The following is a 22,872-nucleotide window of genomic DNA, read 5'->3' as shown; positions in this document are numbered from 1 at the left end:
GCTCACATACGGAAGTGTTCGCCCAGATAGACCCGGCGTACCGACTCGTTCGCGATGATGTCGTCGGGGCGTCCCGACGCCAGCACCGAGCCCTGGTTGATGATGTAGGCACGGTCGCAGATACCCAGCGTCTCGCGCACATTATGATCGGTGATCAGGACGCCGATATTGCGCTCCTTCAAGAAGCGCACGATACGCTGGATCTCGATCACGGCGATGGGGTCGACACCGGCGAACGGCTCGTCGAGCAGGACGAAACGGGGGTCGGTGGCCAGCGCGCGGGCGATTTCCACGCGGCGGCGCTCGCCGCCAGACAGCGACAGCGCCTGATTCTCGCGCAATTTTTCAATCTGCAAGTCGGCCAGCAATTTATCCAGGCGCTCCTCGATCTCGGCCTTCTTCAAGGGACGGCCTTCGACGGTCTGGATTTCCAGCACGGCACGGATATTGTCTTCCACCGTCAGCTTGCGGAACACGGACGCTTCCTGCGGCAGATACGACAGGCCCATCTGCGCGCGGCGGTGGATCGGCAGGCGGGAAATATCCACGCCGCTGATATCGATACTGCCGCCGTCCGACGGCACCAGGCCGACGATCATATAGAACGAGGTGGTCTTGCCGGCGCCGTTCGGCCCCAATAGCCCGACCACTTCTCCGCATTCGACTTGCAGCGAGACATCATGCACGACTTGCCGCTTGCCATAGGTTTTTTGCAGCCCGCGAACGATCAGGGTGCTGCCGCAACGAGTATTGTCCATTATTTATTTCCTGACGCAGGCGTGGCCGGCGCTTTCTCCGCCGCCGGTGCCTTGGGCTTCGGCTGGATCACCATGCGCACGCTGCCGCCATCGGGGGTGCTGGTGCCGCTATCGGAATTTTCCATCGCAAATTCCTCCTTGCGGCTGTCATACGAGATGAAGGCGCCGTTGGCCACGTCGGTCGGCTTCGTGCCTTCCAGGCGCGTCAACTTGGCCTTGGAAAACAGTTTCACGACTTCCGTCTTGTTGTTGTATTCCACGCGCTCCGCCTCGCCCTCCACCCACAGGTCGCCTGCGCCATCGCGCTTCTGGCGGAAGGTGGCCAGCTTGCCAGGATCGGCCCAGAAAGTGATGAACTGGTAGCCTTGCGGGTCTTCCGTGATCAGGGCCCGGCCCGCCTTCATGGTCAGAGTCCCTTTCACCAGCACCACATCGCCCGTCAGGGTACGCACCTGCTTGACGTCATCGACGTGGCCGCTACGAGCCGTGATGATGGCTTCCTTCTCGGAATCGGCTTTCTCGGCATGTGCCGTGCCCACGATGCCCAGCGAGCAAATGGTCGAGAATAGAGTCAATAGCAAGATGTTCTTCATAGTATGGTTTCCTTGTTTCATTCTGTCATTTTGCCGCCGCGGCCGGGCGCGGTTTCGGCGGGAGGACCATGCGCAGCGCATTCTGCACTTCCACCACGCCGGTGGCGTTATTGGCCTTCATGCCCACGCCATTGATGCGCGAGGCGCCCGTCAAGATATCGACAGGCACGTTCGTCTCCATTCTTTCCTCATCCGGGAACACCGTCAGCGCTTCCGTCTTGACCGTCAGGTTCTGTGACTTCGGACTGGCCACGCGGTCGATCACGACATTGCGGTGCAGTTGCAGCCGGGTATTGTCCTGGTCGATATGCGCCAGTTCCGCATTCATGTTCATCGGCGGCATGCCTGGCGACAGTTTGCGCACGAAAGGCTGGTCGATATCGGATGAATCGTCCAGCGGATAATGGGTGAGCTTGGTGCCCGACACGATATAGCTGGGCTTACCCGTCAAGTCCATGCGCACCAGGCTGAAATTGGTGATGAAATAGTCTGGCTCATCCTGATGCTTGCTGGCCGTGATGTCCAGGCCATTCTTGTTCATCACTTCCAGCAGCCAAAAGCTGCCCAGCGCAAAGACGACTGCCCCCAGCACGGTAAAAATCATGCGCCAGCGATGGGCGCCTCCTGGCTTACGCATAGGAATTCACTCTTTCAAATATCACTGGCGGCGAGGCGGTACGCCTCATTCCAGGAACGGCGCCATGACGCGCGCATAGTTGTCCTGGGCGCGCAGCACGAATTCACAGATCTCGCGCACCGCGCCGCGGCCGCCGCCGGCTTGCGTCACATGGTGCGCCAGGCCCAGCGCTTCCGGACGCCCGCCTGGCACGCTGACGGCAAAGCCAACGCGGCGCAGGATGGGCGCATCGATGACATCGTCGCCGATATAGCCGCATTGTTCTTCCGTCAAGCCAGTCAGCGCCAGCAATTCGCGAAACGGTGTCAGCTTGTCATGACCGCCCTGGTGCACATGGGTAATGCCCAGGTCTTGCGCGCGGCGCGCCGTGATGGCCGAGCGGCGCGCACTGATGATGGCCGTCTGCACGCCCGATTCCTGCAGCAGCTTGATGCCGAGGCCATCATACACATTAAACGTTTTCATCATCTCGCCATCCGGGCCGAAATGCAGGCTGCCGTCGGTGAGCACGCCATCGACGTCAAAAATCATCAGTTTGACCTTGGCCGCCCGCGCCAGGTTGTCCGCAACGCTGTCCATCAGATCACCTTCGCTTGCGTCAGATCATGGATATGCAGGGCGCCCACCAGTTTGCCGTCGGCATCGACGACCAGCATCTGGTTGATGCGGAACTGCTCCATCACGGCCACGGCGTCCACTGCCAGGCGTTCGGGCGCGATGCTGCGCGGCTGCGCATGCATGACGTCGCGGATCGCCACTTGCGTGAAATCCTGCACGCGCTCGAACATGCGGCGCAAGTCGCCATCGGTGAACACGCCCACGGGACGGTCATCCGCATCGACGACGGCCGTCATGCCCATGCCCTTCTTCGTCATTTCTTCCAGCGCCTGGAGCAAGGAAGCGTCCACGGCCACCTTGGGCACCCGTTCACCGCTGCGCATGACGTCATGCACATGCGTGAGCAGGCGACGGCCCAGGGCGCCGCCCGGGTGCGAGCGGGCAAAATCTTCTTCCTTGAAGCCGCGCAAGTCCAGCAAGGCCACGGCGATCGCATCGCCCAGGGCCAGGGTCACAGTGGTGCTGGCCGTCGGCGCCAGGTTCAGCGGACAGGCTTCTTTCTCAACAGAAATATCCAGGTGCACGTCGGCCAGCTGAGCCAGGCTGGAGTTCGGTTTACCCGTCATGGAAATGAGCACGCCGCCCATGCGCTTGACGACGGGCATGATGGCCATCAATTCCGACGATTCTCCGGAGTACGATATGGCAATAAAAGCATCTTCCGAAGTGACCATGCCCAAGTCGCCATGGGCCGCTTCGGCCGGATGCACGAACAGAGCCGGCGTACCGGTGGAAGCGAGCGTGGCGGCAATCTTGCGTGCGATATGGCCGGACTTGCCGATGCCGGAGACGACGACACGCCCCTTGCATTGCAGCAACATCGCCACGGCGCGGCCCACGCTGTCGTCCGTGGCCAGGCGCGCGTGCAGCGCAACGATGGCGTCGGACTCGATCTGCAAGGTGGTGCGGGCCAGCGCGACGGCGCGCTCGGTCGTCGCTTGCATGTCAATTCGATCAAAAGCTTTCAGCATTGTTTTTTCATGGGTTACACTCATGCCCAAAGTATAAACGAATTAGGAAAGCAAAAAACTTGCCAGTCACAACAAACAACGATTTCCATTGACCGCACCGGGCAACCCATGTTTTCCTCGCTTGAACTGACCCTGATGTTACTCGGCAGCGCCGTGCTGGGCGTGGTCGCTTTCAGAATGTTGCATTTGCCGCCCATGCTGGGCTACCTGGCTGTCGGCATCGTCATCGGCCCCCACGCGCTGGGGCTGGCGGCGGAAAACGAGGCCAGCCACACCCTGGCCGAATTCGGCGTCGTCTTCCTGATGTTTTCCATCGGACTCGAATTCTCGCTTCCCAAATTTCTCGCCATGCGGCGCATCGTCTTTGGCCTTGGCATGGCGCAGGTAGTCACCACCATCATCGCCACCGTCGTCTTCGGCTGGTTCGTCGGACGCTACCTGTCCGCCTACATCCACCTGAGCTGGCAAGCCGCCTTCGCCCTGGGCGGCGCGCTGGCCATGTCGTCAACGGCCATCGTCTCCAAAATGCTCACGGAACGGCTGGAACTGGAAAGCGAACACGGCCGCAAGATCATCGGCATCCTGCTGTTCCAGGACCTGGCCGTGGTGCCCCTGCTGATCCTGATCCCCGCCCTCACTCGCGATTCCGACAATCTGGCCGAAACCCTGGCCTGGGCCGGCGGCAAGGCCCTGCTTGTCCTCATTTTGCTCCTGTTCATCGGCCAGAAGCTGGTGCGGGGCTGGCTGACTATCGTCGCCAAGCGCCGCTCGCAGGAGTTGTTCATGCTCAACCTGCTGCTGATCACGCTGGGCGCGGCCTGGATCACGGAACGGGCCGGGTTGTCGCTGGCCCTGGGGGCGTTTGTTGCCGGCATGCTCATTTCCGAAACGGAATTCAAGCACCAGGTGGAAGAGGATATCAAACCCTTCCGCGACGTGCTGCTGGGCCTGTTCTTCATCACCGTCGGCATGCTGCTCAATATCCGCGTGGTGCTCGACAACTGGTGGCTGGTCTTGCTGCTGCTGTGCGGCCCCGTGCTGCTGAAATTCGCCCTGATCGCGGGCCTGGCCCGGCTGTTCGGTTCCAGCAACGGCGTGGCCCTGCGCACGGGGTTGGGACTGGCGCAGGCGGGCGAGTTCGGCTTCGTGCTGCTGAACCTGGCTGGCGGCATCAAGTTGATGGACCCGTTCGTCGTGCAGGTGGTGCTGGCCTCGATGGTGCTGTCGATGCTGGTGGCGCCCTTCCTCATCGCCAAGTCCGATGCCATCGTCATGAAACTGGCCGCCAACGACTGGATGATGCAATCGCTGGCCCTCACGAAGATCGCCACGCGCACCATGGCGTCGCAGAAACACGTGCTGATCGCCGGCTTCGGGCGCAGCGGGCAAAGCCTGGCCACCCTGCTGGCAGAGGAAAAAATCGAATACCACGCGCTGGACCTGGACCCGGAACGGGTGCAGGAAGCGCAACTGGCCGGTGCCAACGTCTCGTATGGCGACGCGGGCCGGCGCGAAAGCCTGGTGGCGGCCGGCATCTACCGGGCCAGCACCGTCGTGATTACCTACGCCAACACCCCCTCGGCACTGAAGTTGTTGCATTTACTCAAAGAAATGGCGCCAACGTTGCCCGTCATCGTGCGCAGCCACGACGACACCGACCTCGACCAGCTGAAAAGCGCGGGCGCGGCCGAAGTGGTGCCGGAATTGATGGAAGGCAGCCTGATGCTCGCTTCGCACGCGCTGATCATGATGGGCGTGCCCCTGCGCCGCGTGGTGCACCGGGTGCAGGCGGCACGCGAGGAGCGCTACGCCTCCTTGCGCGGCTATTTCCACGGTTCCAGCGACGCGGGCGACGATGCCGAACTGGAACGCCTGCATACGGTCACCGTCAACGAGGGCGCGCAGTGCGTGGGCTTGCCTTTAAGCATGATCGACATAGCCGGCTGCGGTGCATTTGTGACGGCCATCCGCCGCGGCCGCGACCGTCTCGATGTCACGCCCGAAACGCAACTGGCCAGCGGCGACGTGGTGGTGCTGCGCGGCACAGCCGACGCCGTGGCCAAAGCCGAAACATTGCTACTGAAATAATCAGGCGATCCTGGTCAGCCGACCTCTGGCTGCCAGTTGACGACCATGTTGCGTCCACCCGCCTTGGCCTGGTACAGGGCCTGGTCGGCGTGCGCCACCAGTTGCTGCGCCACCGTTTCGATCGGCAACAGGGCCGCACCCGCCTCAAGGCTGGCCACGCCGATCGATACGCTGACCCACGCTTGCGCGCTGCCCGGCAAGTCAAACATGGTGCCGGCGATGCTGGCGCGGATGCGTTCGGCAACAAACGTCGCGCTGTCGAGGTCGGCGTCAATCAGCAGGACGACGAATTCCTCGCCGCCGAAGCGTCCCAGCGCATCGGAGCGGCGCAACTCCGTGCGGATGCGCGTGGCCACTTCGCGCAGCACTTCATCGCCGCCCTGGTGGCCATAGGTATCATTGACCAGCTTGAAATGGTCGATGTCGATATACATGCATGAAATACAATAATTCTGGCGCCGCGCGCGGGCGATTTCTTCCAGCAGCCGGCGGTCGATATAGCGGCGGTTGTAGACGCCCGTCAGGGAATCGGTCAAGCCGATGTATTTCAGCATTTCATTGCTGATCACGTTTTCCAGGCAAATAGCGATGATGGAGGCCATGTGCTTGATGAAATCCGTGCCCAGCGAGGGCGTAAAGCGCGTCACGTCGACGCTGGCCAGGTTCAGGCTGCCGATCAGGCGCTTGTTGCGCAGCAAGGGCACCAGCGCCACGCTGCGCAGGGGAGCGTCGATCTGCGGAAAGCGCGGGCCATGCACGCGTGCATCGAACTGTCCCAGCAGCGGCGACGCCGGCAAGGGCGCTTCTCCCTCGGCCAAGGGCTTTGGTGCAGCAAAACCCAGCTCCGCCACGGCATGCACGAACAGCAACTGCGGAAAGGCGCTGAAATCGACGCCCAGCTTTTCCATCACCAGCACGATATCGTCATCCTCGTCGAGCAGGCTCAGGGTGACGCCGTCGAGGTCGGAAATCACGGGCAAGGTGCGAAAGATGGTGCCAATCAATTCGGGAAACGTGGACGCGCTGACGATTTCCAGGTCAAACGCCTGGTGGCGACACATGATGTCGTGGTTGCGCTCGACCTGCTCCAGCAGGAAAGCCATGCGCGCGCGCAAGGCCTGGTTTTCGGCTTCGAGGCTGGCAATGCGCGGGTCCGGCGGTATTGCTTGATTCATAGAAACCTTAAACCCTTCTGTACGGGCGCCATGCTTAAAATGCCAGTTCGAAACCGATGTCCTGCCCTACCACGATACGCTCGTCGCCGCCGCCGGTGACGATGGCGTTCATGCCAAAGCAGATGGCGCCATCGAGCTCGGGCTTGGCGCGATAGCCATGCATGACGTCGAGCGGGTCCGGTCCGGGCACGCCCGTGGCCTGGTCCACCGACGGAATCGGACAGCGCGAGCATGGTTTGACAGGCTTGAGCACAGTGGCGCCAAATTGCAGGAACGCGGCGTAGTCTTCCTCGAAGGCGCCGATATCGCCGATGACCAGGTTGGGACGGAAACGATTCATCGGCAGCGCCTCGCGGCCGGCGGCGCGCAGCTTGTCGTTCACATCGGCGAGCGAGGCACTGCCCGCGATCAGTACCGGATAGCCATCGGCAAACATGGTCGAGGCGGCCACGCCGTCCGTCCAGGCGGTGCTGGTGGCGCGTACCACGTCCGGGTGAAAGCGCGCCAGGCGGCACGGCACGCCGATGGCGTTGGAAAACCAGGTAGCCGTGACGTCATCGCAATCGTAGGCGCGCACGGTATCGTCCCACACCTGCACTTCCAGCATGGGAGCCAGTTCCGGGTGCGGCAAGCCCAGCTCGATTTCCAGGCACAGCATGCCCGGCGCGCGCAATTCCAGCGTGGTGGCCTTGATGGACGGCACGATCAGTGCCATGCGCGGATGTTCGCGCTGGGTCAGGAAGCGACCCTGCGGATCCACCACCATCCATTCGCGGTCGAAGACGTGCTCGCTCATCAGCCCGGAATGCGTGAGCACGGCCTCCTGCAAGTGGATGCCGGCGCACGATTTGATGGGATACAGGATGATGTCGGACAGGATAGCCATGGACAGGGGACAAGGAACAGTGTTGCTGCTTCTTCCAGAAAGTTATTCAGAAACGAAGTATGGCAGCAAAGCGGGCAAGCGTAAATCGGCCAGGCTCAGCCAATGAGGCTGGCCTGGCGCGACAAGGATCAATACGTGTAGAAAATGCGCTGGATTTCTTGCGTGCTATTCGTTTTGGTCAAGGCCAGCATCAGCAGGATGCGGGCTTTTTGTGGGTTCAGGGTATCCGACACGACACTGTCGAGTTCATCGTCATTGGCTTCGCCATTGCGTGCCACGATGCCCTGGCCGACACGGCTCGAACGCACGATCAGCACGCCCTTCTGGCGCGCCTCTACCAGGGCCGGCTTCATTTGCGCGGCCACGCTGCCATCGCCCACGCCCGCATGGATGATGCCCTTGGCGCCGGCGGCAATGAAGGCGTCCATGCCGACACGGTTCATGTTGGCGTAGCCGTAGACAATGTCCACTTGCGGCAGGGCATCGAGCTTGCTGATGTCAAATTCCGATTCCAGCGTGTGCTTGCGCGTCGACTGGCGGTAGAAAAAGGCCTTGCTGCCCTGGATGTAGCCGAGCATGCCCAGTTCCGGCGACTTGAAGGTGTCGGTCGTCGAGGTGTTCGTTTTGGTGACTTCGCGCGCGGCGTTGATCTGGTCATTCAATGCCACCAGCACGCCCTTGCCCACGGCTTCCTTGCTGCCGGCCAGCATCACGGCGTTGTACAGGTTGATGGGGCCGTCAGCCGAGATGGCGGTCGACGGACGCATGGCGCCCACCACCACCACCGGTTTATGGCTTTTCACGGTCAGGTTCAGGAAATAGGCCGTTTCTTCGATGGTGTCGGTGCCGTGCGTGACGACCACGCCATCGACATCGTTCGAGGCCAGCAGCACGTTGATGCGCTTGGCAAGGGTCAGCCAGTGTTCATTGCCCATGCTTTCGCTGGCGATCTGGAACACTTGCTCGCCTTTCACATTCGCCACTTTTTTCAGTTCCGGCACGGCCGCGATCAGGCGCTCGACGCCCACGGTGGCCGAGGTGTAGCCCACGGTGGTGGTGCTGTCGGCGCCGCTGCCGGCGATGGTGCCGCCCGTGGCCAGGATCACCACATTCGGCAATTTGACGGCCGCTTGCTGCGCGCGCGCCGGGGAAGCGGCGATAAAGCCCATCAGCAAGGTGGCCAGCATCAGCTGTGCACAAGAATGGAATTTGCGTGAAAACATGGTGCTCCCGTGAGGTGTACTGTCAAAAATAACAAAGTCGTGTGCAAATTATATGTCATCCATGCCCGGGGAAATATCCAATTCATGCGTAGCGCGCAAACGTGCGCGCTACGCATGCGCTACAGTAGCGCCATGTCCACATTGCCCCCCCTCCGCTCTTGCCTCATCCTGCCGCTAGTCTTAATGGCGCTCAACGCCTGCTCCACGCAGATCGAACTGCGCACGGCGGCGCAGCAGGAACAGTTCGCGCGGGAAGCGGCCAGCCAGGGCGACTGGACGCAAGCCATGCGCAGCTACGAGGCAGCCGTCGAAAATGTAGAACTGGGCCGTGGCGACCTCGCTTGGCAGGAGCGGCTGCATCACCAGGCGGGACGCGCCGCCAGCGCGGCCTGCCGCTACGACGCGGCCGAATTTCATTTCCGCGAAGCCATTGCGCTGGCAAAGCGCAGCAAACAATCGAGCGCCCTCAGCTACAGGGCGCTAATCGACCAGTATGAACGCCAGGGCAAGAGGGCGGAAGCGGAAGCCGTGCGCGATGAACTGGGCTGGAACGGGAGGGGGCTGATGGCCTTCGTTGCTGAGTTCGAATCGCTGCCGGTGGGCAAGCCTTGCGGAGTTCCTCGATGAACCTCGCACCCACCTTGCTGGCCGCCTCCGCCGTCTTCGCCGCCATGGCACCGGCGCGCGCCATCGAACCACCGCTGCCATTATGGGAAGCGGGCGTGTTTGGCGGCACAGCCGTCACGCCCGCCTATCCCGGCGCCAGCGAACGCTCGACGCGCAGCCTGGCCCTGCCCTATCTGATTTACCGTGGCAAAGTATTACGCGCCGACCGCTCCGGCGTGGGCGCGCGCCTGCTCGACACGGAGCGATTCGATGTCGATATCGGCTTTGCCCTGTCCTTGCCTGCCAGGTCCAGCGACGTGCCGGCCCGGCGCGGCATGCCGGATCTGGGCACCCTGGTGGAATTTGGCCCGCGCCTGAAAATCAAGCTGGCCGAGCCGACGCAACACAGCCGTCTGGGCCTGGAGCTGCCCTTGCGCGCCGTCATCGAAGCGCGCGGCGGCCTGCACCGCCAGGGCGCCACGTTCGAGCCACGCCTCGTGTATGCGCTGCAAGGCGAACAGCAGGCGTGGCATGTCGATGCCAGCCTGGGCGCCGTGCTGGGCAATGCCGCCATCAACGATTACTTTTATGGCGTCAGCCCCGCGTTTGCCACCGGTCAGCGCCCATCATATGCGGCGAAGAGCGGACTGATGCTCACACGCCTGGGCCTGGGCGGTTCGTACCGGCTGCAGCGGGACTGGCGGGCCTTTGCATTTTTGCGCTACGACAACTACGCAGGCGCCGCCAACCGCGCCAGCCCCCTGCTGCGCCAGAACAGCAGCACCTCGGCCGGCATCGGTCTGATGTGGACATGGCAACGTTCGGATAGCCTGGCGCGCGGCCGCGAGGACTAGAGAACCGTCCAATTGCAGCCATGCTGGTTATCCGGGCAATAAAAAACCCTGCAAATCAATGATTTGCAGGGTTGTCTGTCGCCCCATCCGGGGCCGGGCAGGAAGTTAGACGTTGAACAGGAAGTTCAGCACGTCGCCATCCTTGACCACGTATTCCTTGCCCTCGGCGCGCATCTTGCCCGCTTCCTTGGCACCGGCTTCGCCTTTGTAGGCAATGAAGTCGTCATAGGCGATGGTTTGCGCGCGGATGAAGCCGCGTTCGAAGTCGGTATGGATCACGCCGGCCGCTTGCGGTGCCGTGTCGCCCACATGGATGGTCCAGGCGCGCACTTCCTTCACGCCCGCCGTGAAGTAGGTTTGCAGGCCCAGCAGCTTGTAGGCGCCGCGGATCAGGCGATCCAGGCCTGGCTCTTCCATGCCCATGTCGGCCAGGAAAGCGCCCTTGTCGGCATCGTCCAGGTCGGCGATTTCCGCTTCCAGCGCCGCGCAGATGGCGACGATAGGGGCATTTTGCGATTGCGCGTAGGCCGTCAGCTGGTCCAGCAGCGGGTTGTTGGTAAAGCCCGTGTCCGACACATTGGCCACGAACATGGCTGGCTTGGCCGTGATCAGGCACAAAGGCTTGATCAGTTCCATTTCGTCGGCGTCCAGGCCCATGGCGCGCACCGGCTTGGCGTCGTTCAGGTAAGGCATCATGCGTTCCATGATGGCCAGCAGCTTGGCCGCGTCCTTGTCGCCCGAGCGGGCTTTCTTGTTTTCGCGGTGGATGGCTTTTTCCACGGTGCCCATGTCGGCCAGCGCCAGTTCGGTCTGGATGACTTCGATATCGTCGAGCGGGTTGATCTTGCCGGCCACGTGGATGACGTTGTCATCTTCGAAGCAACGCACGACGTTGACGATGGCGTCCGTTTCGCGGATGTGCGACAGGAACTGGTTGCCCAGGCCCTCGCCTTTCGATGCACCAGCCACCAGACCGGCGATGTCGACGAATTCCACGATGGCATTGACCATGCGTTCCGGCTTGACGATGGCGGCCAGCGCATCCATGCGCGGATCCGGCACTTCAACGACGCCGACGTTCGGCTCGATGGTGCAGAACGGATAGTTTTCAGCCGGGATGCCGGCTTTCGTCAGTGCATTGAACAGGGTGGACTTGCCGACGTTCGGCAAGCCGACGATACCGCATTGGAGACTCATGGAAAACCTTTAAATAATCAATATTGCCGGCAAGCGGCTGGTGCAAAACGGCCGTTGCGGGCGTTTTCTGGATAATCTTGCTGTATTAATGCTCTAAGGGTCAATTGTACCTCTATGCACCCTACTCTTCAAAAAAACCGCCCCCTCTGCTGTTAGGGCGCGTCGTCCGCGTCGTCCGGCTGCGACGCATCGAATTCCAGGATGTCACCAGGCTGGCACTCGAGCATCTCGCAAATTTTCGACAGCGTATCGAAACGCACACCGCGCACCTTGCCCGATTTTAAGAGGGACAAGTTCTGCTCCGTGATGCCGATGAAGGCCGCCAGCTCCTTCGATTTCACTTTTTTCCTGGCCAGTACCAGGTCGAGGCGCACGACGATGCCCATCAGATGAACCCGCTGTTTTCATCGGCCAGGCGCTGGCCTTCATGGAGGATTTGCGCCAGCGCAAGGAAAACCGTGCACAGCAGCAAGGTCCACAAGTCGCCGCCCGTGATGTCGATGACCAGGCGCAACTGGCTCGTTCCCTCTTCCAGCAAACCAAACAGCATGCCGCGCACGGTCGGCTCCAGCAACGTCAACACCGTTCCCAGCAGCAAGCCGCCGGCAAAACGGCGAAAGCGCTGCGCCACCTGCGGCGTAAAAAACACGCCCTGCTCGAACTGGCGCAAGACCAGGGCCAACTGGCGCACGGCATCGCCCAGCACCAGCAAGGCTGGCAAGGCCAGCGCCAGGCCCAGACCCCGCTGCCACAAGGGCATGGCCGCCAGGCGTGCGAATGGCTGGCTCTGCAACTGCAGCAGCAATTCATACATGCCGGCGCTGCCCAGGCTGCCGCGCGCTGCCGGCGCAGGCGCCAGCCAGCCCAGCACCGTCAGCAGCAGGTACAGCACAAAGAACGCCGAGACGCCGTAGCGCACGCGCCGGCTCAGTGCCGCCGGTCCCGTTGGATTTTTTTTCATATTCAAAAGTATACGGATGCGTAAAGTGTTGCTAGAATAAATTATCGTAAAACAATAATTAAATCATGTTTTGCGACCATTTTAACATGTTACCCCACCCTTATCGACTGGAGACACCATGAAAACCCTGCTTGCCTCACTCGTTTGCAGCACCGCCTTTTTGCTCAGCGGCGCCGCCCGCGCCCATGACTTGCATGCCATGCTGCAGCAGGCGCTGGCAGACAAGAGCGTGCCGGCCATGGCCATACTCGTGATCCGCGACGGCAAGATCGAGGCACAGACACAAGCGGGCGTGCGGGCCAATGACGGGCATGACGCCGTGCGCGCTGATGACGTGTGGAATATCGGTTCCAACGGCAAGGCCATGACAGTGACCCTGATCGCGCGTCTGGTGGAACGGGGCGTGCTGTCGTGGGATGCGCCACTGTCAAGCATGCTGCCCGCGCTGGCAGGCGGCATGCGCGCCGAGTACCGCGACGTCAACCTGATGGATCTGCTGTCGCACCGCGCCGGCCTGCCGCCGAATCCGGACGAGGCATGGATCAATTCCACCTACACGGATACGCGGCCATTGCCGCTGCTGCGCCTGGAATACGCGCAGCGCGCGCTGGCCGACGCGCCGGTGGCCACGCCGCGCGGTGAATCGCATTACTCGAACAGCGGCGCCATGATCGCCGCCGCCATCGCCGAGCGCGCCACGGGCAAGACATATGAAGAATTGATGCAGGCCGAAGTGTTCGGCCCGCTGGGCATGCGGGCCGCCTTCGGCCCCACCGTGCGGGGGCAAAATCTGGGGCACAAGGAAAACAAGCCGATTGCCGGCTTGATGGCCAGCAATCCGCTGATGATGGCACCCGATGGAGAAATTCACCTGAGCATGCGAGACTGGGCCAAGTTTGCGCTCGATCAACTGCACGGCGAGCAAGGCAAGGGCAAGCTGCTGAAGCAGGAAACGTATATGTTGCTGCACACGGCGCAGGGCGACACGAATGCGGCATTGGGCTGGGGCGTGATGCACTTTCCGCCCCAGGCGCCGCAGCGCGTGCTCACCCACCTGGGTTCTAACGGCTACTGGCACGCGCTGATCGCGCTGGCGCCCGGCAGCGGCGACGGCTTGCTGATCGCCGCCAACGCGGGCGAAGGCAGCAGCGCCCAGACCAGCCAGCAGCAGATGGCGAAAACAATCATGGCCAGCTTCGGCAAGGCCACCAAATAATTATGCCGTATGCAGCTTCATGGTCGCTGCCTCGAACTTACCTTCGACGATCTGCGGCATCACCTGCAAGGATTTGTCGATGGCTTGCTCGATCAGCTCCTGGTCTTCGCGGCGCGGACGGTGCAGCACGAAATCGGCTACTTGCTGCTGCAGGCTCAGGGTGCGCGGGTGGCCGATGCCCAGGCGCAAGCGCCAGTAATCCTGCGTGCCCAGCGCGGCCGTGATGTCTTTCAAGCCATTGTGGCCGCCGGCCGAGCCGCCTTTCTTCAGGCGCGCAATGCCGGGCATCAGATCGAGCTCGTCGTGCACCACCAGCACTTCATCGGCGGCGATCTTGAAGAAGCGCGCCAGCGCGCCCACGGACTGGCCCGAGCGGTTCATGAAGGTCAGCGGTTCGAGCAGCCAGACTTCCTTTCCGGCTATCGACGTTTTCGCCAGCATGGCGTTATAGCGCGAATCGCGCTGCAAGCGCGTGCCGGGCAAGCTGTTGGCAAGATTGTCCAGCAGCCAGAAACCGGCATTGTGACGGGTTTGTTCGTATTCGGGTCCCGGGTTGCCGAGGCCGACGATCAGGCGTATGGGCATGGCTGTGTCTGCAATGAAAAAGAAAACATTATCGGTGAAAACAGGCAGAAAAAAACCCGCGCGGCGAACCTGGCGGGTTTTTCCTTGCAACTACCGCATTACTGCGGCGGCAAAATTACTTCTTGTCGGCGTCAACAGCAGCGGCTGCTTCAGCTTCAGCAGCAACGTGGCCAGCCGGTACCGAAGCGGTAGCGATGGTCAGGTTGGCGCCGTGGGTGACAGCGGTCACGCCAGCTGGCAGGACCAGGTCGCCGATGTGCAACGAGTGACCGACGTCGATGTTCGACAGGTCAACGTTGATGAATTCTGGCAGTTGGCCTGGCAGGCACGAAACTTCGATTTCGTTGGCAACGTGGCTGATGGTCGCGCCATGCAGTTTGACTGCTGGGGAAACGTCAGCGTTGATGAAGTGCAGAGCAACTTTCACGTGGATAGCTTGCTTAGCGTCAACGCGCTGGAAGTCAGCGTGCAGAACCAGTTGTTTGTATGCGTGGACTTGGAAGTCGCGCAACAGAACTTGCTGGGAAACACCGTCGATTTCCAGATCCAGGATCGACGAGTGGAACACTTCTTTTTTCAACGCGTGGTACAGGGCGTTGTGATCCAGCGAGATCAGCACCGGGGCTTCAGCGCCACCGTAGACGATACCAGGGGTTTGGCCGGAAATGCGCAGGCGGCGGCTCGCTCCGGAACCTTGCAATTCGCGTTTAAATGCGATAACTTTCATGTGATACTCCAAGAAGAACAAGGCAGATGCCTTGTGTTATGAAGATTCCCGCGACCAGGAATCCTCGGAAATGGGCGCATACGCGCCCCGAAAACTAAAACACTGCGGCGCAACAGGCAAAAAGCCGGTCGCGCCGCAGGCATTACGTCTGTTTCTACTTACCGAATTAGTCGATAAAGAGGGAAATAACCGAATCACCCTTGATGATGCGCTTGAACGTCTCGGCCAGCAGCGGCGCGCACGTCAATTGACGGATCTTGCCGCAGGCCAGGGCCGCTTCGGACAGGGGGATCGTGTCAGTCACGACCAGCTCATCGAGTGGCGAAGCCGAGATACGGTCGATCGCCGGGCCGGACAGCACCGCGTGCGTGCAATACGCCACGACTTTTTTCGCGCCGCGCTCTTTAAGCACTTCGGCAGCCTTGGTCAGGGTGCCTGCCGTGTCGACCATGTCATCCATGATCACGCAGTTGCGGCCTTCGACTTCACCGATGATGTTCATCACTTCGGACACGTTCGCCTTTGGGCGGCGTTTGTCGATGATGGCCAGGTCGCAGCCCAGGCGTTTTGCCAAGGCGCGCGCACGTACCACACCACCGACGTCCGGCGACACGACCAGCAGATCCTGGTAGTTTTTCTTTTGCAGGTCACCCAGCAAAATTGGCGAAGCGTAGATATTGTCGACTGGGATATCGAAGAAACCTTGAATTTGGTCAGCGTGCAAGTCCATGATCAGGACGCGCTCGACACCGGCTTCTTCCAGCATGTTCGCCACCACCTTGGCCGAAATCGCCACACGCGCGGAGCGTGGACGACGGTCTTGGCGGGCGTAGCCGAAATAAGGAATCGCGGCAGTGATGCGGCCAGCGGAAGCACGTTTCAAGGCATCAACCATCAGCATGATTTCCATCAGACTGTCGTTGGTTGGAGCACAGGTGGATTGCAAAACAAAAACATCCTTGCCGCGCACGTTTTCGTTAATCTCGACCATTACTTCGCCGTCGGAGAATTTCGAAACGTTTGCTTTACCGAGAGGGATGCCGAGGTTTTTTGCGACCCCCTCTGCCAACGCTGGATTCGCGTTGCCGGTAAAAACCATCAGGTTTTCGTAAGCCATGGGAGTCCCAAGAGGTGATATAGAAGTCTTGAAAAGCACTAACCGGGCATGTGCCCGGTCAGTCATTGTTTAGAATATGCCGCGTGGCGACATATCTGCTTTTTCCCGCACTGGACGCTAACTTCGCATCGACAGACTACGGTGAAATGGTGGCAGGGGAAGAAGGATTCGAACCTTCGCATGCTGGAATCAAAATCCAGTGCCTTAACCAGCTTGGCGATTCCCCTACGTTACTGACTGCTTGCCGTCATGTTGGCCAGTATTATACCGACTATTTGACGCTAAGCAAAATCTTTTTTTGCTGCTTGCTTTGCTTTACAACAGCGTGAGCATCGGGTGGCGACTCAGCGCTTTTGCCTTCCAGGCGATCCAGACTGGTGGCACATTGCTGAGCACCGCATCCGCTTCTTCCTGACTGCCAAACGCACTAAACACACAAGCACCGGAACCAGTCATCCTGGCCTCACCGTAAGCACCCAGCCATTCTACCGCATCTGCTACCGGCTTGAAAAGACTGCATGCCACTTGCTGTAAATCATTCTTACCAAACCCGCCCGCATCGTTTCCTTCTGCGAGGTACCTGGAAAAGTCCGCTATTGTGACGGGTTCGGTATTTCTCGTCAAGCCTTCCGCGCAAAAAATTGCCGCGGTGGGCACTTGCACGCCCGGCTCGATCACCACATACCAGCATTCGGGCGTGGTGACGGGCTGCAGTGCCTCGCCCACGCCTTCGGCAAAGGCATTCTCACCAAAGATGAAAAACGGGATGTCGGCACCCAGCGGCAAGCCCAGCGCCATCAATTCCTCGCGCGTCAAACCCGCCTGCCACAGTCGGTTCAATGCCATCAGGGCCGTGGCCGCATCGGACGAACCGCCGCCGAGGCCTCCCCCCATGGGCAACACCTTGTCGATGGCGATATCGACGCCGCGCGGCAAGGCGCCCGTGCGGCGCAGCACTTCCGCTTGCAGCAAGCTGGCGGCACGGATGATCAGGTCCTGCTCCTCCGGCACGCCGGCGAGGGCCGTCACGCGGACAATCGCCGTGTCGTCGCGCAGCGCGAAGTGCAAGGTGTCGCCATGGTCGAGCAATTGGAACACCGTCTGCAGCAGGTGGTAGCCATCGGCGCGGCGGCCGTTGACGTGTAGAAATAAGTTCAGCTTGGCCGGGGCCGGGCAATTGTTCAGAGTCGTCAGTGTCATGGTGCAGGTGCGGAAGGGGCAGGATCGAGCACGATGCGCAGCGAGACGGCATCGGCCTGCGCGCTGGCATTACGTTCCGCATCGATACGCCGCGGTTGGGGCAAGGCGCCCGGTGTATTGTCTGCAGCATCTTGCCACGACACATAGCGCAAACGCCAGCCATCCTTGGTGGTCACGCTGTCGTTGGCCGGCGAAGCGACAAAGCGCTTGCCATCGGCGCCCACGGCATAGCCCTGCAGCCAGTCGCGCAAGCCCGACACGGGCAAGGACCAGCCCAGCATCTGCGCGCTCAAGGTATCAACATCGGGCGCGCTGCGCGGCGCCTTGCCGCTTTGCGTCAACACGGCCTGCTGCGGCGTGACGGCGATGGTGGCCAGGGTACTGCCGACGGGCGAATACAGTGTCACGTCCGTGCGCTGCGCCGTCTGCTGCCAGTTGAAATTGACGGTGGCCGATTCGGGCCTGTCATCCTTCTGATACACCACGTTCAAGCGGCCCGTTAGCTCCAGCTGCTCGCGGTAAGGCGCCACCGCTTGCGACGATGGCGCGGCGCCGGACGAAAAGGGAGAGGTCAGGGTCGAGCAGGCCGACAGGGCCAGGCAGACGAGCGTGAGGGGGAAGAGTTTTTTTGGCATGGGAATAATAAAGAACCAGCAGCGTAAAGCTGGGGTCAGACCCGTCGGGCCTGACCCCATATTTTAGTTAACATTGCGTTACAAACTGACATTCAGGCGCGCCAGGGTGCTTTTCAGGGCCTCGTTTTTCGGGTCCTTGCCTTGCGCATCGCGCCACAGTTTTTGCGCTTCTTCCTTGTCACCCTTCTGCCACAGCACTTCGCCCAGGTGGACGGCGATTTCCGGATCACTGCGCACGGCATAGGCACGGCGCAAGGCGTTTTCCGCCGCGGCCAGGTTGCCCATGCGGAACTGCACCCAGCCCATGCTGTCCATGATGAACGGGTCGCCCGGCGCCATCTGCAGCGCCTTCTCGATCAGCGCATGGGCCTCCTCCAGGCGGATGCCCCGTTCGGCCAGCGAGTAGCCCAGGGCGTTATACGCATGCTGGTTGTCGGGTGCCAGCACCATCACGCGGCGCAGGCTGGCCTCCATCAAATCGAGTTTATCCAGGCGTTCGGCCAGCAAGGCGTAGTCGTACAGCAGTTCGGGATTGTCGGGGAAACGCAGCAAGGCGTTTTCCAGCACCGTATAGGCGCTTTGCACATAGCCGGCGTCGCGCAGGAATTGCGCGTCGACCAGCAGCACCTGTGCCTGGCTTGCCGGATCGTCCGTTTCGATTTCCGTCAGCGCCTTGCGGGCCGCATCAAGATTGCCGCCACGGGCGATCAGCTGGGCGCGGCGCAAGCGCGCCTCGACGTAGCCGCTTGATGCACTGTTGTCGACCTTGTCCAGCCAGGCGATGGCGCCCGCCGTGTCGCCCCGCGTCTCGGCGATCTGCGACAAAATCATCAGGGCCTTGAACGGATCGCGCGTGTCGCCAGGAGACTTTTCGAGCACGGCCAGGAAGCGCTTGAAGTACTGCTCGGCGCCCTTGGTGTCTTCCAGCTGTAGCGCCACGATACCCAGCGCGTACAGGCCGCCCACGTTATCGGGCTGGCTTTTCAGCAGCAGCAGGAATTGATCGCGCGCCGGCTCCAGTTGTTTTTGCTCAACCAGCAGGCGCGCATACGCGCCGCGCACTTCGACGGCGTCCGGATTCTTTTGCAGGAATGTGGCAAGCACCTTGCCTGCCGCCTCGGGTTCGCCCGTCACCTGCGCCAGAGTCAACACGGCCAGCTCGGAGTTCGGCTTGATCGCCAGCGCCTTGTTCGCTTCGCCGATGGCGCGCTCACGCTCGCCGATCGACAGGGCGCCCTGCGCCAGCACCAGATGGGCCTCGAACATGTCCAGGTAAGGCTGCACCAGGCGCGTCACCATCGAGTAGGCATATAGCTTGTCATTCGACCGCGACAGGATCTGCTGCATCTGGAACAGGGCCACGCCGCGCGCGCCCGCTGGCGCATTGGCCAGGCGTTCGGCAAAAATCGGTTCCGCTTCTTCGATTTTGTCCGTCAACACGACGAAGCCGAGGAAGAACTGCGTCGCCTCGTCCGAGTCGGGCGCCAGCTCGCGCCACAGGCGGATGGCAGCCAGCGCTTCGCCGCCCTGCTTGGCAGACAGCGCCATTTCGGAAGCGCGGCGCGCCAGGCGCGGGTCGCGCGTCTGCTGCGCCGCCACCATCATCGTCACGTACGGCCCTTGCCACTGGCCGCTCTTGAATTCCATTTCAGCCTTGGTCAGCTTGTACAGCAAGTCGCTGCTCAATTCGACCTTCGGCAAACCCTCCGCCTTGGCGTCCTCCTTGGCGCCCGCCTTGGACTCGGCGCCCTCTTCCTGTGGCGCGACGGGCGCGGCCGTAGAGGGGCCGGCCGCAGCATTAGCGGGGGCAACAGGCGTCTGTGCCATGGCATGCGTGGCCATCAGGGCGGACAAGGTTACAATGGCGAAAGCGTTTTTCAATGGCTGATCCTGGCTAAACGGCAAAGTTTGATTCTACGCCCAACGCGGCTATCGCGTACTTCACGTATGTAACGAAATATATACGTCCTGGCGGCATGGCGTGCCCGGGCCAGCCATCCGCCGGCAAGCTGCCTGTTTTTACCCGCTTTTCAACCATTCGAGCCTTATGCCAGAATTACCAGAAGTCGAAGTCACACGACGCGGTGTCGCGCCCCACATCGAGGGCCGCGCCGTGCGCGCCGTCGTGCTCCGCCGCGACGGCCTGCGCTGGCCCTTCCCTCCGGACCTTGGCGAACAATTGTCGGGCCAAACCATCGGCCTGACGGGGCGGCGCGGCAAATACCTGCTGATCCACTTCCGCCACGGCACGCTGATTATCCACCTGGGCATGTCGGGCCATTTGCGCGTGCTGCCAACGGGGACGGAGGCGCAAAAGCACGATCATTTCGACCTTGTCGTGGAAGATGCGGACGGCGGCAGCCAGGTGCTGCGCATGACGGACCCGCGCCGCTTCGGCGCCGTGCTGTGGCACGACGAGGCCGACGGCCCGCTGGACGGCCACGCGCTGCTGCGCGGCCTGGGTACGGAACCACTGGAAGGCGGCTTCACGGGCCAGCTGCTGTTCGAAAAAACACGCAACAAGGGCACCAATATCAAGCAGGTACTGATGGCGGGCGACATCGTCGTCGGCGTGGGCAATATCTATTGTTCCGAGAGCCTGTTTCGCGCGGGGATCAACCCGAAGACGCCGGCCCGGCGCATCGGCCTGGCGCGCTATGAGAAACTGGCGCAGGCGATACGCGACGTGCTGGCCGAAGCCATCGTGCAAGGCGGCAGCACCTTGCGCGACTTCATCGGCGTAAACGGCCAGTCCGGCTACTTCCAGCAGACGTATTTCACCTACAACCGCGCGGGCAAGCCATGTCGCGTATGCGGCGCGCCGATCCGCCAAATCGTGCAAGGACAACGTTCCACGTTTTACTGCGTGAATTGTCAAAAGTAAGTCACTCGCAAAGGGAGCCAGATGGTCAGGGACTTGGAACAATACAGCGCATGGCGCCAGGATGTGCTGGCGGCCTTGCAGGCATACCGGCAAGCCGCCAGCGCGGCTGGCCTGGTCGACGGCGCTTCCGCGCTGCGCCTGGCCCGCTGCGTTTCCCGCCTGACTGACGACCGCCTGTCCGTGGCCTTCGTGGCGGAATTCTCGCGCGGAAAATCCGAGCTGATCAACGCCATCTTCTTTGCCGACTACGGCCAGCGCATCCTGCCCTCGGGCGCGGGCCGCACCACCATGTGTCCCACCGAGCTGCTGTACGACCCGGCGTGGCAGCCATCGATCCGCCTGCTGCCCATCGAGACGCGCGCACAGAACCTGTCAACCAGCGACTACCGCGACCTGCCCGCCGCCTGGACCGTCCTGCCCCTGAACATCGATGCGGGCGGCGACATGCAGGAAGCCATCCGCCAGGTCAGCCTGACGAAAAAAGTCAGCGTGGAAGAAGCAGCGCGCTACGGCCTGTACGATGCCGACGACGCGGATGCACCCGCCATGCTCGACGAGGACGGCCAGGTGGAAATCTCCATGTGGCGCCACGCCATCATCAACTTTCCCCATCCGCTGCTGAAACAGGGCCTGGTCATCCTCGACACGCCGGGCTTGAACGCCATCGGCACGGAACCGGAACTGACCTTGAACCTGATCCCGAATGCGCACGCGGTGCTGTTCATCCTGGCCGCCGACACGGGTGTCACGCGCAGCGACATCGAGGTTTGGCGCAACCATATCGGCGCCGGCGCCGGCCGCCTGGTGGTGCTCAACAAGATCGACAGCATGTGGGATGAATTGCGCGGCGACCTGGAGGTGGCGCAGGCGATCGAGCGCCAGCAGGCCAGCGTGGCGCATCTCCTGGCCCTGGACGCTGGCCAGGTGTTTCCCGTGTCGGCGCAAAAGGCCCTGGTGGGCAAGATCAACCACGATGCGGCGCTGCTGGAAAAGAGCCGCCTGCTGCCACTGGAGACGGCCCTTTTCGAGGAACTGATCCCCGCGCGCAAGGACATCATCCGGCGTCAACTGGCGTTCGATCTGGACGCCATCGAAGCGGCGCAGCAGGTGCAGGCGGCGGCCCGCGCACGCGGCATCGCCGAACAGCTGCATGAGCTGAACAGCCTGCGCGGCAAGAACCAGAGCGTGATCGCGCACATGATGCGGCGCATCGATATCGAGAAGAAGGAATTCGACAGCAGCCTGTTCAAGCTGCAGGCGACGCGCGCCGTATTTACCCGCCTGTCGACGGAACTCTATACGAGCCTGGGCATGGACATCGTGCGCGACGATATCGACAGCGTGCGCGCCGCCATGCAGCGCAGCCGCTTTTTCACGGGCCTGCGCGAAGCCGTGCGCCAGTATTTCGAACGCATCGCCCAGAACCTGGACCGCTCGGAAGGCAAGACGGCCGAGATCACAGAGATGATGAACGTGATGTACCGCAAGTTCGCCACCGAACATGGCCTGGCGCTGGCCTTGCCGATGCCGTTTTCGCTGGCCCGCTACCGCCAGGAGATCGCCGATATCGAAGCCGTCTACCATAAGCAGTTCGGCACGGCGACCCTGCTCACCACCAGCCGGGTCGTGCTGATGGAGAAATTCTTCGACACCATCGCCTCGCGCGTGCGCCGCAGTTTCACCAACGCCAACGACGACGCCAGCGCCTGGCTGAAAGTCATCATGGCGCCGCTCGAAGCACAGATCGTCGAGTACAAGGAACAGCTGAAACTGCGCTTTGCCTCGATCCAGCGCATCCACGACGCCACCGGCAGCCTGGAACAGAAGATCGCCGGCTTCGAAGCCAGCCTGGCAGCGCTCGAACGCGACAAGGCGCAGCTGGCACAATTGCTTGCCGCCTTGCGCACGGCCAGCGCAACATAAAACAACCGAACACTGGAA

At 61.7% G+C, this 22,872-nt stretch carries 23 protein-coding genes and 1 tRNA gene; 6 read left to right on the top strand and 18 right to left on the bottom strand.

Features of this window, described 5'->3' with window-relative positions; genetic code table 11:
- Nucleotides 1-2: 2 nt before the first annotated feature.
- Genes lptB through CLU92_RS22190 form a run of 5 tightly spaced genes read right to left on the bottom strand, consistent with a single transcriptional unit; the run spans nucleotide 3 to nucleotide 3,601 of the window.
- Nucleotides 3-758: an LPS export ABC transporter ATP-binding protein gene (lptB, locus tag CLU92_RS22210; protein WP_099760888.1), complete on the bottom strand. Its 756-nt coding sequence runs from the start codon at nucleotides 756-758 to the stop codon at nucleotides 3-5.
- The gene (gene lptA, locus CLU92_RS22205; protein ID WP_101483625.1) at nucleotides 758-1,351 is read right to left on the bottom strand and encodes a lipopolysaccharide transport periplasmic protein LptA; all 594 of its coding nucleotides are present in this window, start codon (nucleotides 1,349-1,351) and stop codon (nucleotides 758-760) included. The genes lptB and lptA overlap by 1 nt, the downstream gene beginning before the upstream one ends.
- A 25-nt stretch (nucleotides 1,352-1,376) precedes the next feature.
- Nucleotides 1,377-1,988 carry an LPS export ABC transporter periplasmic protein LptC gene (gene lptC, locus CLU92_RS22200; RefSeq protein ID WP_243857874.1) on the bottom strand — a complete coding sequence of 204 codons (612 nt, stop codon included), beginning with the start codon at nucleotides 1,986-1,988 and terminating at the stop codon, nucleotides 1,377-1,379.
- A gap of 45 nt (nucleotides 1,989-2,033) precedes the next feature.
- Nucleotides 2,034-2,567 (bottom strand): HAD family hydrolase, encoded by a 534-nt coding sequence (locus CLU92_RS22195; protein WP_101483623.1) that lies wholly within the window; start codon nucleotides 2,565-2,567, stop codon nucleotides 2,034-2,036.
- Nucleotides 2,567-3,601, bottom strand: a complete 1,035-nt coding sequence (locus CLU92_RS22190; RefSeq protein WP_373918551.1) for an SIS domain-containing protein — start codon at nucleotides 3,599-3,601, stop codon at nucleotides 2,567-2,569. The genes CLU92_RS22195 and CLU92_RS22190 overlap by 1 nt, the downstream gene beginning before the upstream one ends.
- Nucleotides 3,602-3,685: 84 nt before the next feature.
- Between CLU92_RS22190 and CLU92_RS22185 the strand changes: the two genes are divergently transcribed.
- Nucleotides 3,686-5,665 (top strand): monovalent cation:proton antiporter family protein, encoded by a 1,980-nt coding sequence (locus CLU92_RS22185; protein WP_101483621.1) that lies wholly within the window; start codon nucleotides 3,686-3,688, stop codon nucleotides 5,663-5,665.
- A gap of 14 nt (nucleotides 5,666-5,679) precedes the next feature.
- Here CLU92_RS22185 and CLU92_RS22180 read toward each other — a convergent pair whose 3' ends face one another.
- The 3 genes from CLU92_RS22180 to CLU92_RS22170 all read right to left on the bottom strand — a co-directional run bounded on the left by CLU92_RS22180 (nucleotide 5,680) and on the right by CLU92_RS22170 (nucleotide 8,949).
- Complete coding sequence (locus CLU92_RS22180) at nucleotides 5,680-6,840, bottom strand: diguanylate cyclase (protein WP_101483620.1); 1,161 nt, start codon at nucleotides 6,838-6,840, stop codon at nucleotides 5,680-5,682.
- A gap of 34 nt (nucleotides 6,841-6,874) precedes the next feature.
- Nucleotides 6,875-7,726: an MOSC domain-containing protein gene (locus CLU92_RS22175; RefSeq protein WP_101483619.1), complete on the bottom strand. Its 852-nt coding sequence runs from the start codon at nucleotides 7,724-7,726 to the stop codon at nucleotides 6,875-6,877.
- Between the two features lie 128 nt (nucleotides 7,727-7,854).
- Nucleotides 7,855-8,949 (bottom strand): type II asparaginase, encoded by a 1,095-nt coding sequence (locus tag CLU92_RS22170; protein WP_101483618.1) that lies wholly within the window; start codon nucleotides 8,947-8,949, stop codon nucleotides 7,855-7,857.
- Between the two features lie 183 nt (nucleotides 8,950-9,132).
- Here CLU92_RS22170 and CLU92_RS22165 point away from each other — a divergent pair, with 183 nt between their 5' ends.
- Together CLU92_RS22165 and CLU92_RS22160 are read left to right on the top strand one after the other, a co-directional pair.
- Nucleotides 9,133-9,576 (top strand): hypothetical protein, encoded by a 444-nt coding sequence (locus CLU92_RS22165; protein ID WP_101483617.1) that lies wholly within the window; start codon nucleotides 9,133-9,135, stop codon nucleotides 9,574-9,576.
- On the top strand, nucleotides 9,573-10,409 hold the full coding sequence (locus CLU92_RS22160) for a MipA/OmpV family protein (RefSeq protein ID WP_101483616.1): 837 nt from the start codon (nucleotides 9,573-9,575) through the stop codon (nucleotides 10,407-10,409). The genes CLU92_RS22165 and CLU92_RS22160 overlap by 4 nt, the downstream gene beginning before the upstream one ends.
- A 105-nt stretch (nucleotides 10,410-10,514) precedes the next feature.
- On the opposite strand, the gene ychF is transcribed toward CLU92_RS22160, so the two are convergent.
- From ychF to CLU92_RS22145, 3 genes are all read right to left on the bottom strand, one after another.
- Nucleotides 10,515-11,606, bottom strand: coding sequence for a redox-regulated ATPase YchF (ychF, locus tag CLU92_RS22155; RefSeq protein WP_034778348.1), 1,092 nt, complete (start codon nucleotides 11,604-11,606; stop codon nucleotides 10,515-10,517).
- 152 nt (nucleotides 11,607-11,758) lie between these two features.
- Entirely contained in the window at nucleotides 11,759-11,992 is a 234-nt protein-coding gene (locus CLU92_RS22150) for a helix-turn-helix transcriptional regulator (protein ID WP_101483615.1), read from the bottom strand.
- On the bottom strand, nucleotides 11,992-12,567 hold the full coding sequence (locus CLU92_RS22145; protein ID WP_101483614.1) for a hypothetical protein: 576 nt from the start codon (nucleotides 12,565-12,567) through the stop codon (nucleotides 11,992-11,994). Before CLU92_RS22145 ends, CLU92_RS22150 begins: the two co-directional genes overlap by 1 nt.
- A gap of 118 nt (nucleotides 12,568-12,685) precedes the next feature.
- Here CLU92_RS22145 and CLU92_RS22140 point away from each other — a divergent pair, with 118 nt between their 5' ends.
- Entirely contained in the window at nucleotides 12,686-13,783 is a 1,098-nt protein-coding gene (locus tag CLU92_RS22140) for a serine hydrolase (RefSeq protein WP_101483613.1), read from the top strand.
- Here CLU92_RS22140 and pth read toward each other — a convergent pair whose 3' ends face one another.
- From pth to CLU92_RS22105, 7 genes are all read right to left on the bottom strand, one after another.
- Nucleotides 13,784-14,368 (bottom strand): aminoacyl-tRNA hydrolase, encoded by a 585-nt coding sequence (gene pth, locus CLU92_RS22135; RefSeq protein WP_101484830.1) that lies wholly within the window; start codon nucleotides 14,366-14,368, stop codon nucleotides 13,784-13,786. It lies immediately after the preceding gene.
- Nucleotides 14,369-14,483: 115 nt separating this feature from the next.
- On the bottom strand, nucleotides 14,484-15,095 hold the full coding sequence (locus CLU92_RS22130) for a 50S ribosomal protein L25/general stress protein Ctc (protein ID WP_101483612.1): 612 nt from the start codon (nucleotides 15,093-15,095) through the stop codon (nucleotides 14,484-14,486).
- 166 nt (nucleotides 15,096-15,261) lie between these two features.
- Nucleotides 15,262-16,212, bottom strand: a complete 951-nt coding sequence (locus CLU92_RS22125) for a ribose-phosphate pyrophosphokinase (protein ID WP_034753270.1) — start codon at nucleotides 16,210-16,212, stop codon at nucleotides 15,262-15,264.
- A gap of 150 nt (nucleotides 16,213-16,362) precedes the next feature.
- Nucleotides 16,363-16,439: transfer RNA gene (locus tag CLU92_RS22120), tRNA-Gln, on the bottom strand.
- 88 nt (nucleotides 16,440-16,527) lie between these two features.
- Complete coding sequence (gene ispE, locus CLU92_RS22115; protein WP_101483611.1) at nucleotides 16,528-17,412, bottom strand: 4-(cytidine 5'-diphospho)-2-C-methyl-D-erythritol kinase; 885 nt, start codon at nucleotides 17,410-17,412, stop codon at nucleotides 16,528-16,530.
- The gene (locus tag CLU92_RS22110) at nucleotides 17,409-18,047 is read right to left on the bottom strand and encodes an outer membrane lipoprotein LolB (protein WP_101483610.1); all 639 of its coding nucleotides are present in this window, start codon (nucleotides 18,045-18,047) and stop codon (nucleotides 17,409-17,411) included. Before CLU92_RS22110 ends, ispE begins: the two co-directional genes overlap by 4 nt.
- A 78-nt stretch (nucleotides 18,048-18,125) precedes the next feature.
- A complete protein-coding gene (locus tag CLU92_RS22105; RefSeq protein WP_101483609.1) occupies nucleotides 18,126-19,928 on the bottom strand; it encodes a tetratricopeptide repeat protein in 1,803 nt (600 codons plus the stop codon).
- Nucleotides 19,929-20,094: 166 nt separating this feature from the next.
- On the opposite strand from CLU92_RS22105, the gene mutM reads away from it, so the two are divergent.
- Both mutM and CLU92_RS22095 read left to right on the top strand, forming a co-directional pair.
- The gene (mutM, locus tag CLU92_RS22100; protein ID WP_101483608.1) at nucleotides 20,095-20,931 is read left to right on the top strand and encodes a bifunctional DNA-formamidopyrimidine glycosylase/DNA-(apurinic or apyrimidinic site) lyase; all 837 of its coding nucleotides are present in this window, start codon (nucleotides 20,095-20,097) and stop codon (nucleotides 20,929-20,931) included.
- Between the two features lie 21 nt (nucleotides 20,932-20,952).
- On the top strand, nucleotides 20,953-22,854 hold the full coding sequence (locus tag CLU92_RS22095; RefSeq protein WP_101483607.1) for a dynamin family protein: 1,902 nt from the start codon (nucleotides 20,953-20,955) through the stop codon (nucleotides 22,852-22,854).
- Nucleotides 22,855-22,872 lie beyond the last annotated feature (18 nt).

Source organism: Janthinobacterium sp. 61 (assembly GCF_002846335.1).
GTDB lineage: Bacteria > Pseudomonadota > Gammaproteobacteria > Burkholderiales > Burkholderiaceae_D > Janthinobacterium.
The sequence above is the reverse complement of the archived record's forward strand: the minus strand, read 5'-3'. Positions and strand labels throughout refer to the sequence as shown.

Bases quoted from the DNA above. Each gene is read 5' to 3' on its own strand.
- lptB (WP_099760888.1), bottom strand. From the start codon at position 758: ATGGACAATACTCGTTGCGGCAGCACCCTGATCGTTCGCGGGCTGCAA.
- lptA (WP_101483625.1), bottom strand. From the start codon at position 1,351: ATGAAGAACATCTTGCTATTGACTCTATTCTCGACCATTTGCTCGCTG.
- lptC (WP_243857874.1), bottom strand. From the start codon at position 1,988: ATGCGTAAGCCAGGAGGCGCCCATCGCTGGCGCATGATTTTTACCGTG.
- CLU92_RS22195 (WP_101483623.1), bottom strand. From the start codon at position 2,567: ATGGACAGCGTTGCGGACAACCTGGCGCGGGCGGCCAAGGTCAAACTG.
- CLU92_RS22190 (WP_373918551.1), bottom strand. From the start codon at position 3,601: ATGAGTGTAACCCATGAAAAAACAATGCTGAAAGCTTTTGATCGAATT.
- CLU92_RS22185 (WP_101483621.1), top strand. From the start codon at position 3,686: ATGTTTTCCTCGCTTGAACTGACCCTGATGTTACTCGGCAGCGCCGTG.
- CLU92_RS22180 (WP_101483620.1), bottom strand. From the start codon at position 6,840: ATGAATCAAGCAATACCGCCGGACCCGCGCATTGCCAGCCTCGAAGCC.
- CLU92_RS22175 (WP_101483619.1), bottom strand. From the start codon at position 7,726: ATGGCTATCCTGTCCGACATCATCCTGTATCCCATCAAATCGTGCGCC.
- CLU92_RS22170 (WP_101483618.1), bottom strand. From the start codon at position 8,949: ATGTTTTCACGCAAATTCCATTCTTGTGCACAGCTGATGCTGGCCACC.
- CLU92_RS22165 (WP_101483617.1), top strand. From the start codon at position 9,133: ATGGCGCTCAACGCCTGCTCCACGCAGATCGAACTGCGCACGGCGGCG.
- CLU92_RS22160 (WP_101483616.1), top strand. From the start codon at position 9,573: ATGAACCTCGCACCCACCTTGCTGGCCGCCTCCGCCGTCTTCGCCGCC.
- ychF (WP_034778348.1), bottom strand. From the start codon at position 11,606: ATGAGTCTCCAATGCGGTATCGTCGGCTTGCCGAACGTCGGCAAGTCC.
- CLU92_RS22150 (WP_101483615.1), bottom strand. From the start codon at position 11,992: ATGGGCATCGTCGTGCGCCTCGACCTGGTACTGGCCAGGAAAAAAGTG.
- CLU92_RS22145 (WP_101483614.1), bottom strand. From the start codon at position 12,567: ATGAAAAAAAATCCAACGGGACCGGCGGCACTGAGCCGGCGCGTGCGC.
- CLU92_RS22140 (WP_101483613.1), top strand. From the start codon at position 12,686: ATGAAAACCCTGCTTGCCTCACTCGTTTGCAGCACCGCCTTTTTGCTC.
- pth (WP_101484830.1), bottom strand. From the start codon at position 14,368: ATGCCCATACGCCTGATCGTCGGCCTCGGCAACCCGGGACCCGAATAC.
- CLU92_RS22130 (WP_101483612.1), bottom strand. From the start codon at position 15,095: ATGAAAGTTATCGCATTTAAACGCGAATTGCAAGGTTCCGGAGCGAGC.
- CLU92_RS22125 (WP_034753270.1), bottom strand. From the start codon at position 16,212: ATGGCTTACGAAAACCTGATGGTTTTTACCGGCAACGCGAATCCAGCG.
- ispE (WP_101483611.1), bottom strand. From the start codon at position 17,412: ATGACACTGACGACTCTGAACAATTGCCCGGCCCCGGCCAAGCTGAAC.
- CLU92_RS22110 (WP_101483610.1), bottom strand. From the start codon at position 18,047: ATGCCAAAAAAACTCTTCCCCCTCACGCTCGTCTGCCTGGCCCTGTCG.
- mutM (WP_101483608.1), top strand. From the start codon at position 20,095: ATGCCAGAATTACCAGAAGTCGAAGTCACACGACGCGGTGTCGCGCCC.
- CLU92_RS22095 (WP_101483607.1), top strand. From the start codon at position 20,953: ATGGTCAGGGACTTGGAACAATACAGCGCATGGCGCCAGGATGTGCTG.